The organism is Rhizomicrobium sp., from assembly GCA_037200385.1.
Lineage (GTDB): Bacteria > Pseudomonadota > Alphaproteobacteria > Micropepsales > Micropepsaceae > Rhizomicrobium.
This window is the reverse complement of record JBBCGL010000001.1, coordinates 2,726,200-2,738,675: the sequence shown is the minus strand read 5'-3', so window position 1 is coordinate 2,738,675 and position 12,476 is coordinate 2,726,200. Positions and strand designations below refer to the sequence as shown.

The following is a 12,476-nucleotide window of genomic DNA, read 5'->3' as shown; positions in this document are numbered from 1 at the left end:
GACGGTGCGAGGTCACGCTAGCTTCGCGCCATAGAAAAACATCCCGGGGAGCTGGACATGGAATTCAGGGAAATCGCGTCGGGGCTCAAATTCCCCGAAGGGCCGGTCGCGATGGCGGACGGCTCGGTCGTCCTGGTCGAGATCCCCGCCGGCCGCATCACGCGGGTGAAACCGGACGGCACGACCCAGATCATCGCGACCCCGGGCGGCGGCCCGAACGGCCTCGCGATCGGGCCGGACGGGCATCTGTATTGCTGCAACAATGGCGGCAATTTCGAGATGAACGACGTCAACGGCCTGATGATCCCGGGCCACACGCCGGCCGGCCACACGGGCGGCCGCATCGAGCGCATCGACATATCCACCGGCAAGGTGGAGGTGCTGTACAGCGCATGCGACGGGCAAAAGCTGTTGGCGCCGAACGATCTCGTCTTCGACACGGCGGGTGGCTTCTGGTTCACCGACCATGCGAGCAACAATGCCGAGCGCCGGCTGCATGGCGCGCTCTATTATGCGAAAGCCGACGGCTCGAAGATCACGCGCGTGCTGCGCGAATTGACCTCGCCCAACGGCGTCGGGCTCTCGCCGGACGGGATGCACGTCTACTATGCCGAGACCATGCCGGGCCGCTTATGGGAATTGCCTCTGACGGCGCCGGGCGTCGCGGCGATCCCTGCCGGGTTCACGCCGGCCAATTTCGTCGGCGCCTATCCGGGGCTCGCCTATTTCGATTCGCTGGGCGTGCAGGCCGATGGCGGGGTCTGCGTCGCGACCATCCTGGCGGGCGGCATCTCGACCTTCTGGCCGGGCACAGCGCCGGCAAGGTTCGAGCACACCGCGTTCCCCGACCTCATCTGCACCAATATCTGCTGGGGCGGGGCGGATATGAGAACGGCGTACATCACGATGTCGTCGACCGGAAAACTCGCCGCATGTGAGTGGCGCTCACCAGGCCTCGGGCTGGCTTATAACGCCTGAGGATTTCGGCTAGGGTTTTCGCAAATCGAGGAGACAGATCATGCGTGCGATTCTTCTGGGTGCCGTTTTCGCGATCGCGGCGGCGGCGCCGTCGCTGGCCGACGATGCGACCGATCCGATGGCGACGCTCTATGGCAACACCGTCCTGGTGGTGGACGCGAAAGGGCTCGAGTCGCACACCTATTACAGTGCCGATCACACCTTCAGCGGCGTCGCGCCGGCATACTCCTATCACTACAAGGGTACGTGGGAGATCACGGCGGACGGCAAGCTCTGCCGCACCTTCGATCCGGTGCCGCCCGGCGTGACCAATCCCGATTGCGACACCTTCACGCCGCGTGCGGTCGGCGACAGCTGGACCGCGCCGGACGGCGCCAAGGGCCAGATCGTGCAGGGCGTGAACTGAATCGAACCGATCGAAGGGCAAGAGATATGCGCAAGACCTTGATGGCGGCTTCCCTCATCGCGCTGTGCGCCGCGCCGGCGCTCGCCGCCGACGACATCATGGCGGGTTACTACGGCAACACGGTGATCTCGACCGGTGGAATGGCGGAGGTGCATACGCATTATCGCGCCGATCACAGCTTCGACCTCGTCGGCTCGATGATGGGCATGAGCCGCAGCTACAAGGGGACGTGGGCGCTGGACGGCAAGGGCGATATCTGCCGGACCTTCGTCGGCGACGTGCCCAGCGGAACGCCCAATCCGCTGTGCACGCCGGTGACGGCGCACAAGGTCGGCGACAGCTGGACGACCACCGCCAACGGCGCGACGCGAAATCTCGTGATGAAGGCCGGTGTGGAGTAGAGAGACGTCGCGCCTGCCGGCACGGGCGCAATACGCATCAACTTGAAACGACCGACTCTAGCGCGGCTCACCGTTTCACGGAATCGGTGATCCGCTCCAAGGTATTGGTTGGGCGCAATTCCCGGTGGAAAACCGCTTCGCACTTTTCCTGGAATTGCTCTAGGGCACGCTCATGTCGAATTCGATCGCGACGCGCTGGTGCTCGCCGTCATAGCGGCGTTCGCCGCGCGCGAGCCAGGACGGATGCAGCACGATCATGCCGCTCTGCGGCCGGATGATCTCGATCTGACCGGCCGTGAGGCCGCCCGGCACGCGGAAGGCGAGGCCCGGCGCCACCATCGCGGGCAGCGGGCCGCGCGGATCGGCGAGTTCGCACTCGCCACCCAACGCCTCGTCGTCCGATTTGGCATAGCCGTCGTCGACGTAATAGACGCCGGACCAGTAGGCGCCGGGCCGCGCGATGGATTCGCGGTACTCGCCCTTCTGCCGCAGGCAGGCGATGGCTTCGATCTTCCAGGGCAGGGTCACGCGCCCGCCGGTGCGCGTCGAGGTCAGGCTGTCGGCGAGATCGCGCGCGACGCGGAACAGGGTCTGCAGCGATTCGCCCGTCCAGGCCGCGCAATCGCCTTCGGAGCGCCAGCCCTGGCCGCGCGTGCCGGTGCCGGCGCGCTCGACGATCACAGGACGCAGCGTCGCGTTCACGTCCTGCGCCACCGGCAGGAAATGGATGGCGACCGGCGTCGCGAAGAGACTGCGAATCTGGGGCTTGCTTGCGGCCATAGCCTATTCCAGCACAATTCGCGGCGCTGCGCGTTGCGCCAGCGCAACACCGGCGGCGACTTCTTTCGCGACGGCGCGAAAGGCGGCGGCTTCCGCGGAGTCCGGTGCGGTTGCGACGATGGGACGCCCGGCGTCGGAGGTCTCGCGGATCGCCAGCACCAGCGGGATTTCGCCCAAAAACGGCACACCCATCCTCTTCGCCTCGGCGCGCGCGCCGCCATGGCCGAAAATGTGATGCTCATGACCGCACTGCGAGCAGATGAAGCTGCTCATGTTCTCGACGATGCCGAGCACCGGCACCTGGGTCTTGGCGAACATCGCGACACCCTTGCGGGCGTCGATCAGCGCGATGTCCTGCGGCGTCGAGACGATCACGGCGCCGCGCAGCGGCACGCGCTGCGAGATGGTGAGCTGCGCGTCGCCGGTGCCCGGCGGCATGTCGAGCACCAGCACGTCGAGCGGCGCCCACAACGTGTCCTGCAGCATCTGGGTGAGCGCGCTCTGCACCATCGGGCCGCGCCACACCACCGCTTCCTCCTCGCGGATCAGGAAGCCGAGCGACATGATCTTGATGCCGTATTTCTCGATCGGCACGATCTTCTTGCCCTCGGCGCGCGGCTTGTCGCGGATGTCGAACAGGCGCGGGACCGAGGGGCCGTAGATGTCGGCATCCATCAGGCCGACCTTGAGGCCCTGCTGCGCCAGCGCGATGGCGAGGTTGGCAGCGACCGTCGACTTGCCGACGCCGCCCTTGCCGCTCGCCACTGCGATGATGGCGGCGACGCCGGGAATGCCGGCGGGCGCGGCCGGCTCGGCGCGGGGCGGGGCATGGGCGGGGCGCTGCGGCGCGGGTCGCGGGGCGGCGGTCTGGTGGGCGGTGAGGACGGCGGTGACCGAGAGGACGCCGGGCAGGGTGCCGACCGCCTCCTCGCAGGCCTTGCGCAGTGGTTCGGCACCCGGGCCGCGGGCGGCGTCGACCTCGACCGCGAAGCCGACATTGCCGTCCCGCACGACTAGGCCCTGGATGATGTCTTCCTGCACGACGCTGCGGCCGCTCTTGGGATCGATGATCCGGTCGAGCGCCCTCAGCACCTCGTCGCGTGTCGCGTGCGCCATGTCATTAAATCCGTGTCTGTCCTTGAACCGCGTCGCTGCCGATCCGATCTAAGGGGATGGGGGCGCACGTTTGCGCCCCGGCGGCGCAGCACATATAACCGCCGGGCCTTGGGAAACCAAGGAAGAGGGCTCGCACAGAATGCCTTGGACCAATTCATCCGGCGGAAACGACAATAACAGCGGCGGCTCGCGCGGACCGTGGGGCCGTGGCACGCCGCCCGGCGGCGGGATGCGGCCGCCCGATTTCGAGGACATGCTGCGCCGCGGCCAGGATCGCCTGCGCCGCTTCCTGCCGGGGCCGGGTCTCGGCGGCGGCAGCCTGATCGTGCTGGCGCTGATCGTGGCGATCGTCTGGCTCGCCAGCGGGATTTATTTCGTCCGCGGCTACGAGCAGGGCATCGTGCTCCGCTTCGGACGCTATGTCGCGCGCACCGCGCCCGGCATCAATTACCACCTGCCCTGGCCGATCGAGACCGCCTACACGCTCGACGTGACGCGGCCGCGCCAGATCAATATCGGCTTCAAGCCGCCGGAAGCGGACGATCCCAACGCCACGCCGGAAGACATCTCGACCGAAGCCGACATGCTGACGGGCGACGAGAACATCATCGACGTGAACTTCACCGTGCTGTGGAAGATCAACGACGCCGGCGCCTATCTCTTCAACGTCGAGGACCCGGATGCGACGGTCAAGGCGGTGGCGGAGAGCGCGATGCGCGAGGTGGTCGGCCGCAGCCAGTTCGAGGACATCCTCACCCAGGGCCGCGAAGTGGTCGAGAGCGAGGTCCGCGACCTGATGCAGAAGACGCTGGACCAGTACGGCGCCGGCGTCGTCGTCACGAACGTGAACATGCAGAAGGCCGACCCGCCGGCTGACGTGCTGGGCGCCTATCGCGACGTGCAGAAGGCGCGCGCCGACCAGGAGCGCTTCCGCAACGAGGCCGAGGGCTTCGCCAACAAGGTGATCCCGGAGGCGCGGGGCAATGCCGCCCGCATCGTGCAGGACGCCGAAGCCTATCGCCAGCAGGTGATCGCCGAAGCCTCCGGCCAGGCCAAGCGCTTCCTCTCGGTGCTCGCGCAGTACCGGGCGGCGCCCGACGTCACGCGGCGCCGCATGTATCTGGAGACCATGAGCAGCATCCTGGCGACCACCAACAAGGTGATCGTCGACGATTCGGCCAAGGGCGTGGTGCCCTATTTCCAGCTGCCCAACATGCTGGGCAATGGCGGGGCGCGGCCCGCCCAGCCGGCGCCGGATGCCGGCCAGGCGCAGAGCGGGACGGCGTCGCCATGAACAGAATCCTCGCCATCCTCGCGGGCCTGACCGGCGTCGTCGCCTTCATCCTGCTGCTCTCGAGCTTCTATTTCGTCAACCAGACGGAAGAGGCGCTGGTGCTGCAATTCGCGGCGCCGCAATCGGTGGTCACCGAGCCGGGCATGCACTTCAAGACGCCGTTGACCCAGAGCGTGGTGTTCTTCGACAAGCGCGTGCTGCTGCTCGACGCGCCGCCGGAGGAAGTGGTCGCTTCGGACAAGAAGCGGATGATCGTCGACGCCTTCGCGCGCTGGCGCATCACCGATCCGCTGAAATTCTACCAGTCGCTGACCGACCGCGACAGCGCGCTGCTGCGCCTGACGCCGCTGCTGTCGTCGAGCGTGCGCGGCGTGCTGGGCAAGGAGAGCTTCGCCGCGGTGCTGTCGGCCAAGCGCGCCGTCCTGATGATCGACATCCGCAACGAGCTCAACCGCGCCACCCGCGGCTTCGGGATCGAGATCGTCGACGTCCGCATCCGCCACGCCGACCTGCCGTCGGCCAATTCCGGCGCGATCTATTCGCGCATGGAGAAGGAACGCGAGCGCGAGGCGGCGGAGTACCGCGCCGAGGGCAGCGAGACGGCCCAGCGCATCCGGGCCCGCGCGGCGCGCGAAGTGACCATCCTCACCGCCGAGGCGACGCGCGAGTCGGAAATCCTGCGCGGCGAAGGCGACGCCCAGAAGACCCGCATCCTGGGCGAGGCGTTCAGCCAGGATCCGGAGTTCTTCGGCTTCTACCGCTCGATGCAGGCCTATCAGGATTCGATGGGCGCCAACGCCACGGGGGCGACGACGGTGGTGCTGTCGCCGAGCAGCGACTTCCTCAAATATTTCGGACACGGGCCTGGCGGGAAGTAGGCGGCGAACCTTTTCCTCCCCCGCAACCACGGGGGAGGAAAGGACCTTCATTCCTCACGCCTTATTGGCTTCACATTCGCTGCGCATAGGATTAGGCAGAGAAAACCGCCCCTGCCCGCCTCAAGGTTCCATCGCCGATGCGTATCCGCTGGCTTTCCGCCGTCTCCCTGTCGCTTCTGCTGGCCGTGGGCGCCGCCGCGGCTCCGCCCAAGCCGGGTGCGGCCCGGCCGCCGGCCATCGTGCCGGTGCGCGGCGCGCCTGCCAGCTTTGCCGACCTCGCCGACCATCTGCTGCCGACCGTGGTCAATATCGCGACGACCCAGACGCTCAAGCCGACCGCGTCGCAGGGCCTGCCCAACATCCCGCCGGGCTCGCCCCTGGCGGACCTGTTCAAGGACCTCCTGGGGACTGCCCCCAACCTGCCGCGCCACGTCACCTCGCTGGGTTCCGGCTTCGTCATCGATCCCTCCGGCTTCATCGTCACCAACAACCATGTGATCGAGGGCGCCGACCAGATCACCGTGGCGCTCAACGACGGCACGACGCTGCCGGCCAAGCTGATCGGGCGCGACGAGAAGACCGATCTGGCGCTCCTGAAGGTGAACCCGCGCAAGCCGCTGCCCTTCGCGCGCTTCGGCGACAGCGACCATGCGCGGATCGGCGATTGGGTGATCGCGATCGGCAATCCCTTCGGGCTGGGCTCGACGGTGACCGCCGGCATCGTCTCGGCGCGCAATCGCGACATCGAGTCGGGGCCCTATGACGACTTCATCCAGACCGACGCGCCGATCAACCGCGGCAATTCAGGCGGCCCGCTCTTCGACATGGAGGGCAATGTCGTGGGCGTGAACTCGGCGATCTATTCGCCCAGCGGCGGCTCGGTGGGCATCGCCTTCTCGATCCCGTCCAATCTCGTGCGCGAGGTCGTGGGCCAGCTGCGCCAATACGGCCAAGCGCGGCGCGGCTGGATCGGCGTCCGCATCCAGCAGCCGACCGAGGACATCGCCGAGGCGCGCGGCCTTCCGGGCATCGCGGGCGCGATCATCGCCGACGTCACGCCGGGCGGCCCGGCCGCCAAGGGTGGCGTGCTCTATGGCGATTTCGTCACCGCCTTCGACGGCAAACCGGTCGGCGACAGCCGGGCGCTCAGCCGCGCCGTGGCCGACACGCCGATCAACAAGACGGTGAACGTCGAGCTCTGGCGCAAGGGCAAGAAGATGACGGTGCGGCTGACCGTGCTGCGCCTCAACGAGAAGACGTCGGCGCCCCCGCCCAAGGCGCCGAAGGGCGCGCCGCCGCTCAAGGTGACGATGCTGGGCCTGTCGCTCGGCGTGCTGGACGGGCCGGCGCGCGGCCAGTTCCATATTCCGGGCGGCGTCCAGGGCGTGGTGGTGACCGAGGTCGCGGCCGACAGCCCGGCGGGCAATGCGAACATCCGGCCGGGCGACGTGATCGTGCAGGTCCAGGATGTCGGCGTGCGCGCCCCGGCCGACGTCGCGAACCAGATCGCCGCGGTGCGCAAGACCGGCAAGAAGGTCGTCGCGATGCTGGTCAGCCGCGGCGGCGACATGACCTATGTGGCGGTGAGGCTGTAGCCGAACTGTCATCCCCGGCCGAACGCCGCGAAGCGGCGTGAGGGGACTGCGTAGCGACAGCGTACGCAGACCCAGGCGTTTAAACCTGGGCAGTCTCGGCACCTGGGTCCCCTTCCCTTCGCGATGCTGCCGCATCGCTCAGCCGGGGATGACAGCGGTGGGTGATTACTCCGCTCCCAGAATATCTTCGTCGCTGTACCCTTGCAGATACAGAAGTGCAGTCAGGTCGCCGTGCCGGATGCTGGCGCCGGCGGCGGCGGCCACCACCGGCTTGGCGTAATAGGCCACACCCAGGCCGGCGCGCTGGATCATCGCGAGGTCGTTGGCGCCGTCGCCGACCGCGACCGCGTCGTCCGGGTCAAGTCCCAGTTCGCGGCAGGACTTCTCCAAGGCCGCCAGCTTGGCTTCGCGTCCGAGGATGGGATCGCCGACCAGCCCGGTGAGCGCCGCACCGTCATGCAGCAGATCGTTGGCCTGATCGCCGTGGAAACCGGCCGCCGCGGCGACCCGTCCCGTGAAGTAAGAGAAGCCGCCCGAGACCAGCAGGGTGTGCGCGCCGTGCCTGCGCATCGTGGCGAGCAAGGTCTTCGCGCCGGGATTGAGACGGATGCGCTCGTCATAGACACGCTGCATCGCCGCCAGTTCGAGGCCCTTGAGCATCGCGACGCGCTCGCGCAGCGCCTCCTCGAAGGCGATCTCGCCGCGCATCGCCCGTTCGGTGATCGCCGCGATGACGGGTTTCAGGCCGGCCATATCGGCCAGCTCGTCGAGGCATTCGACATTGATGATCGTCGAATCCATGTCGGCGATCAGCAGCTTCTTGCGCCGGTTGGCGGCCTTCAGGACGTTCACGTCGACCGGCTGGTCGGCGAAGTGGTGCCGAGCGCGTTCGAGCACCTCGCGCGGATCGTGATCGAAGGGGATGTCGAGGGCGCGTCCCTCCGACAGCCAATGCTCGCGGCCGACCTCGAAGGCCGGCATGCGCACGGCGTAGGCCGAAGCGCCGATGATGTTCAGGACATAGGGCAGGGCGGTCACGGCGCGGTCGGGCGCTTTTTCTTGAAGCGGGCATCGAACGCCGCCTGGATGCGGCCCTGCTGCTTCTCCAGCGTCGCGACCTCGGCCTCCAGGCCGCGCATGCGGGCGATGTTGAGGGCGCGCTCGATATTGTAGCGCGCGTCTTCCAGGCAGCCGCGGACATCGGCATTGCGCACGTCGTAGATCGCGCTCATGGCCTCTTCCGCCAGCGCCACGAACCGTGCGATTTCTGCTGTGTCGCTCAACGAGTCCGACCCTTGTCCATCGACGCCATTCTTATCGCAGGCCCCACCGCGAGCGGCAAGTCGCAGGCGGCGCTCGAGCTCGCGCGGGCCCTGGGCGGCGTGATCGTCAATGCCGATTCCATGCAGGTCTACCGCGAGCCGCGGCTTCTGACCGCGCGGCCGAGCGACGCCGAGATGGCGCAGGTGCCGCATCTGCTCTACGGCCATGTTCCGGCGCGGGAGCTCTATTCGACCGGGCGTTATCAGAGCGACGCGGGGCATGCGCTGCATGAGGTCCGCGCGGCGGGGCGCATCGCGATCTTCGTCGGCGGCACCGGGCTCTATTTCCGTGCCCTGACCGACGGACTGGCAGAAATCCCCAGCGTGCCGGCCGGCGTGCGCGAAGCGGCGCGCGCGACGCTGGCGGCGCTCGGTAACGACGCGTTCCACGCCGCGCTGTCGCGCCGCGATCCGGAGATGGGCGCGCTGCTGAACCCCGGCGACGGGCAGCGCATGTTGCGGGCGTGGGAGGTGCTGGAGGCCTCGGGCAAGAGCCTCGCCTTCTGGCAGAAGAACGAGGGCCGGCCGGTGCTCGACGGGCTGAGGCTGGCCCGCTTCGTCGTCGAGGTGCCGCGCGAGGTACTGCGGGCACGGATCGAGGCGCGCTTCCGCGCCATGCTGGCAGCGGGCGCGATGGAGGAAGCCCTGACGCTGGGCGATCTCGACCCCACGCTGCCATCGGCGCGGATCATCGGACGGCGCGAATTGCTGGCGCTGCACGACGGCGTATTGACGGAGGAGCAGGCCATCGAGCGGGCCGTGATCGCGACCCGGCAATACGCCAAGCGGCAGGACACCTGGTTCCGCAACCAGCTGGGCGATTGGGCGAGGGTCGATGGTGAACGCAATTTTGTTGCAGATATGTTAAAATCTCTATGATGAAATTGCTTGACGGCGAGTCCGGCTTTCCCTAGTTTGCGCCGCATCAAATGGATCTCGCGATGCGCTTTGCACTCGTACTTATTGGACAGCCGCTGACCGGACGGGGATGACCCCGTTTCCCGGCACAGCGGCTGTGTTCGAACGAGGGGCGGCGACGCCCCTTAATCATTTCTGGCTCCCCGCGAATTTTGGACGAAGACGATGGACAAAGATGGACAGGCACTGACCGGCGCACCGACGGGCGCCATCGAGCTTTCCGGCGCGCAGATGGTGATCCGCGCCCTGAAGGACCAGGGCGTGCAGCACATCTTCGGCTATCCCGGCGGCGCGGTGCTTCCCATTTATGACGCGCTGTTCGAGGCGGAGGGCATCACGCATGTCCTCGTCCGGCACGAGCAGGGCGCGGTGCATGCGGCGGAAGGCTATGCCCGCTCCACCGGCAAGCCCGGTGTCGTGCTGGTCACGTCCGGGCCGGGCGCGACCAATGCGGTGACGGGGCTGACCGACGCGCTGATGGATTCCATCCCGCTGGTCGTGCTGACCGGCCAGGTCGCGACGCATCTGATCGGCAATGACGCATTCCAGGAATGCGACACGGTCGGGATCACGCGGCCCTGCACCAAGCACAATTGGCTGGTGAAGGACGTGAACGACCTGTCGCGCGTGCTGCACGAGGCGTTCCAGATCGCGACCACGGGGCGCCCCGGGCCGGTCGTGGTCGACATCCCCAAGGACGTGCAGTTCAAGAAGGGACCTTATGTCGGGCCCGACGCCGTGCGGCACCGCACCTATCGTCCGAAGACCGAGCCGGAGTTGGGGACGATCGTGAAAGCCATCGAGATGATGGCGGCGGCGAAGAAGCCGATCTTCTATACCGGCGGCGGCCTCATCAATGCGGGGCCGGAGGCGAGCCGGCTGCTGCGCGAGTTGGCGAAGCTCACGGGCTTTCCGGTGACCTCGACGCTGATGGGGCTGGGCGCGTTCCCCGCTTCCGATCCGCAATGGCTCGGCATGCTGGGGATGCACGGCACCTACGAAGCCAACAACGCGATGCACGATTGCGACCTGATGATCTGCCTGGGGGCGCGGTTTGACGACCGGGTGACCGGCGCGGTCGACAAGTTCTCGCCGGACTCCAAGAAGATCCATCTCGACATCGACGCCTCGCAGATCAACAAGAACGTCCGGGTCGATCTCGGCATCGTCGCCGATGCGGCCAAGGCGCTGAAGGAGATGCTGCATTTCTGGAAGACCCAGAAACGCAAGGTCGACGCGGCGGCGCTGGCGGAATGGTGGCGGCAGATCGAAACCTGGCGGGCGCGAAAATCGCTCTCGTTCAAGACGTCGGCGAAGATCATCAAGCCGCAACATGCGATCCAGCGGCTCTATGAGTTGACCAAGGGTCGCGACACCTACATCACGACCGAAGTCGGCCAGCACCAGATGTGGGCGGCGCAGCACTATCATTTCGAGGCGCCGAACCGCTGGATGACGTCGGGCGGGCTGGGGACGATGGGCTATGGCCTCCCCGCCGCGGTCGGCGTGCAGATGGCCCATCCGGACAGTCTCGTGATCGACATCGCCGGCGAGGCGAGCGTGCAGATGACGATGCAGGAGATGTCGACGGCGGTGCAGTACGACCTGCCGATCAAGATCTTCATCTTGAACAACGAATATATGGGCATGGTGCGGCAGTGGCAGCAGCTGCTGCATGGCGGGCGCTATTCGCATTCCTATTCCGAGGCGCTGCCGGATTTCGTGAAGCTGGCGGAGGCTTACGGCGCGGTCGGCCTGCGCGCGAGCACACCGGACGAGCTGGACGGCAAGATCCTCGAGATGATCGACGTCAGGCGGCCGGTGCTGTTCGACTGCCGGGTCGATCCCAAGGAGAACTGCTATCCGATGATCCCGTCGGGCGCGGCGCACAACGAGATGATCCTGTCGGATGCGCAGGAGCAGGACACGACGGTGTCGGACGAAGGAAAGATGCTCGTCTGACGACGGGCAGGGGCGCGATGAAATATCTCCACATAAAATGGCACAAGGCCGCCGGCAGCGACCCGCTGCATCTCTACAGCGAGCTGGACGGCGAGCGCTATGAGCGGCGCAAGGTCGAGATTTTCGGCGATGGACGGCGCGGCTTCGCGGATGCCAGCGAGGAGGCGGGCGGCACCTTCCTGGGCACGCTGCCGGTGCCGACGCTGGACGAACTCGCCGGCGACGACGCCTATGAGGCGAAGGCGATCTCCCAGGACGATTTCCAGAGAATATGGCTGAAGCGCAGATGAAAGCCCCGAACGTCGAACGCCACACCATCGCGGTGCTCGTGGACAACGAGGCGGGCGTGCTCGCGCGCGTCGTCGGCCTTTTCTCCGGCCGCGGCTACAACATCGAGTCACTCACGGTGGCCGAGGTCGATCATGCCGCCCATACCTCGCGCGTCACGGTGGTCACCAGTGGCACGCCGGCGGTGATCGAGCAGATCGAGGCGCAGCTCCGCCGCCTCGTCGCAGTGCACCGGGTGCACAACTGGACGACCTCGGCGCCGGGGATCGAGCGCGAGATGGCGCTGGTCAAGGTCGCCGGCAGCGGCGAGAAACGCGTCGAGGCGATGCGGATCGGCGAGATCTTCCGCGCCCATATCGTCGACACGACGCATACCAGCTTCATCTTCGAGATCACCGGCGCGCCGTTCAAGATCGACCAGTTCGTCGACCTGATGCGACCGCTCGGCCTGGTGGATGTCAGCCGCACCGGCGTCGCGGCGATTGCGCGCGGTCCGGAGGCGATGTGATGGGCCATTTTCTTCACCTCCCCCTTGTGG

14 protein-coding genes are annotated in these 12,476 nt (G+C 67.1%); 10 read left to right on the top strand and 4 right to left on the bottom strand.

The window, feature by feature from the left end; genetic code table 11:
- The first annotated feature begins 57 nt into the window (after positions 1–57).
- The 3 genes from WDM91_13040 to WDM91_13030 are packed head-to-tail and all read left to right on the top strand — an operon-like array spanning position 58 to position 1,785.
- On the top strand, positions 58–978 hold the full coding sequence (locus WDM91_13040; GenBank protein MEI9995515.1) for an SMP-30/gluconolactonase/LRE family protein: 921 nt from the start codon (positions 58–60) through the stop codon (positions 976–978).
- A gap of 40 nt (positions 979–1,018) precedes the next feature.
- Positions 1,019–1,384 carry a hypothetical protein gene (locus WDM91_13035; GenBank protein ID MEI9995514.1) on the top strand — a complete coding sequence of 122 codons (366 nt, stop codon included), beginning with the start codon at positions 1,019–1,021 and terminating at the stop codon, positions 1,382–1,384.
- Between the two features lie 26 nt (positions 1,385–1,410).
- The gene (locus WDM91_13030) at positions 1,411–1,785 is read left to right on the top strand and encodes a hypothetical protein (GenBank protein MEI9995513.1); all 375 of its coding nucleotides are present in this window, start codon (positions 1,411–1,413) and stop codon (positions 1,783–1,785) included.
- Between the two features lie 159 nt (positions 1,786–1,944).
- Here the strand turns inward: WDM91_13030 and WDM91_13025 are convergent, their stop codons facing one another.
- Both WDM91_13025 and apbC read right to left on the bottom strand, forming a co-directional pair.
- Complete coding sequence (locus WDM91_13025) at positions 1,945–2,565, bottom strand: putative 2OG-Fe(II) oxygenase (protein MEI9995512.1); 621 nt, start codon at positions 2,563–2,565, stop codon at positions 1,945–1,947.
- A 3-nt stretch (positions 2,566–2,568) separates the two neighbouring features.
- A complete protein-coding gene (gene apbC / locus WDM91_13020; GenBank protein ID MEI9995511.1) occupies positions 2,569–3,681 on the bottom strand; it encodes an iron-sulfur cluster carrier protein ApbC in 1,113 nt (370 codons plus the stop codon).
- 139 nt (positions 3,682–3,820) lie between these two features.
- Between apbC and hflK the strand changes: the two genes are divergently transcribed.
- From hflK to WDM91_13005, 3 genes are all read left to right on the top strand, one after another.
- Positions 3,821–4,975 carry an FtsH protease activity modulator HflK gene (hflK, locus tag WDM91_13015; GenBank protein ID MEI9995510.1) on the top strand — a complete coding sequence of 385 codons (1,155 nt, stop codon included), beginning with the start codon at positions 3,821–3,823 and terminating at the stop codon, positions 4,973–4,975.
- Complete coding sequence (locus WDM91_13010) at positions 4,972–5,853, top strand: protease modulator HflC (protein ID MEI9995509.1); 882 nt, start codon at positions 4,972–4,974, stop codon at positions 5,851–5,853. The genes hflK and WDM91_13010 overlap by 4 nt, the downstream gene beginning before the upstream one ends.
- A 137-nt stretch (positions 5,854–5,990) precedes the next feature.
- Positions 5,991–7,448 (top strand): Do family serine endopeptidase, encoded by a 1,458-nt coding sequence (locus WDM91_13005; GenBank protein ID MEI9995508.1) that lies wholly within the window; start codon positions 5,991–5,993, stop codon positions 7,446–7,448.
- 165 nt (positions 7,449–7,613) lie between these two features.
- Here WDM91_13005 and serB read toward each other — a convergent pair whose 3' ends face one another.
- Together serB and WDM91_12995 are read right to left on the bottom strand one after the other, a co-directional pair.
- A complete protein-coding gene (serB, locus tag WDM91_13000) occupies positions 7,614–8,486 on the bottom strand; it encodes a phosphoserine phosphatase SerB (protein MEI9995507.1) in 873 nt (290 codons plus the stop codon).
- Positions 8,483–8,731 (bottom strand): hypothetical protein, encoded by a 249-nt coding sequence (locus WDM91_12995; GenBank protein MEI9995506.1) that lies wholly within the window; start codon positions 8,729–8,731, stop codon positions 8,483–8,485. Before WDM91_12995 ends, serB begins: the two co-directional genes overlap by 4 nt.
- A 12-nt stretch (positions 8,732–8,743) precedes the next feature.
- Between WDM91_12995 and miaA the strand changes: the two genes are divergently transcribed.
- The 4 genes from miaA (at position 8,744) to ilvN (ending at position 12,446) form a co-directional block, all read left to right on the top strand.
- Positions 8,744–9,649, top strand: coding sequence for a tRNA (adenosine(37)-N6)-dimethylallyltransferase MiaA (gene miaA, locus WDM91_12990; protein MEI9995505.1), 906 nt, complete (start codon positions 8,744–8,746; stop codon positions 9,647–9,649).
- Positions 9,650–9,853: 204 nt separating this feature from the next.
- The gene (locus tag WDM91_12985) at positions 9,854–11,650 is read left to right on the top strand and encodes an acetolactate synthase 3 large subunit (GenBank protein MEI9995504.1); all 1,797 of its coding nucleotides are present in this window, start codon (positions 9,854–9,856) and stop codon (positions 11,648–11,650) included.
- A 17-nt stretch (positions 11,651–11,667) separates the two neighbouring features.
- A complete protein-coding gene (locus WDM91_12980) occupies positions 11,668–11,940 on the top strand; it encodes a hypothetical protein (protein ID MEI9995503.1) in 273 nt (90 codons plus the stop codon).
- Entirely contained in the window at positions 11,937–12,446 is a 510-nt protein-coding gene (gene ilvN / locus WDM91_12975) for an acetolactate synthase small subunit (protein ID MEI9995502.1), read from the top strand. Before WDM91_12980 ends, ilvN begins: the two co-directional genes overlap by 4 nt.
- The last annotated feature ends 30 nt before the right edge of the window (positions 12,447–12,476 follow it).

What these genes read in the sequence shown, in the direction of transcription:
- WDM91_13040 (MEI9995515.1), top strand. Translation starts at nt 58, where the DNA reads ATGGAATTCAGGGAAATCGCGTCGGGGCTCAAATTCCCCGAAGGGCCG.
- WDM91_13035 (MEI9995514.1), top strand. Translation starts at nt 1,019, where the DNA reads ATGCGTGCGATTCTTCTGGGTGCCGTTTTCGCGATCGCGGCGGCGGCG.
- WDM91_13030 (MEI9995513.1), top strand. Translation starts at nt 1,411, where the DNA reads ATGCGCAAGACCTTGATGGCGGCTTCCCTCATCGCGCTGTGCGCCGCG.
- WDM91_13025 (MEI9995512.1), bottom strand. Translation starts at nt 2,565, where the DNA reads ATGGCCGCAAGCAAGCCCCAGATTCGCAGTCTCTTCGCGACGCCGGTC.
- apbC (MEI9995511.1), bottom strand. Translation starts at nt 3,681, where the DNA reads ATGGCGCACGCGACACGCGACGAGGTGCTGAGGGCGCTCGACCGGATC.
- hflK (MEI9995510.1), top strand. Translation starts at nt 3,821, where the DNA reads ATGCCTTGGACCAATTCATCCGGCGGAAACGACAATAACAGCGGCGGC.
- WDM91_13010 (MEI9995509.1), top strand. Translation starts at nt 4,972, where the DNA reads ATGAACAGAATCCTCGCCATCCTCGCGGGCCTGACCGGCGTCGTCGCC.
- WDM91_13005 (MEI9995508.1), top strand. Translation starts at nt 5,991, where the DNA reads ATGCGTATCCGCTGGCTTTCCGCCGTCTCCCTGTCGCTTCTGCTGGCC.
- WDM91_12985 (MEI9995504.1), top strand. Translation starts at nt 9,854, where the DNA reads ATGGACAAAGATGGACAGGCACTGACCGGCGCACCGACGGGCGCCATC.
- WDM91_12980 (MEI9995503.1), top strand. Translation starts at nt 11,668, where the DNA reads ATGAAATATCTCCACATAAAATGGCACAAGGCCGCCGGCAGCGACCCG.
- ilvN (MEI9995502.1), top strand. Translation starts at nt 11,937, where the DNA reads ATGAAAGCCCCGAACGTCGAACGCCACACCATCGCGGTGCTCGTGGAC.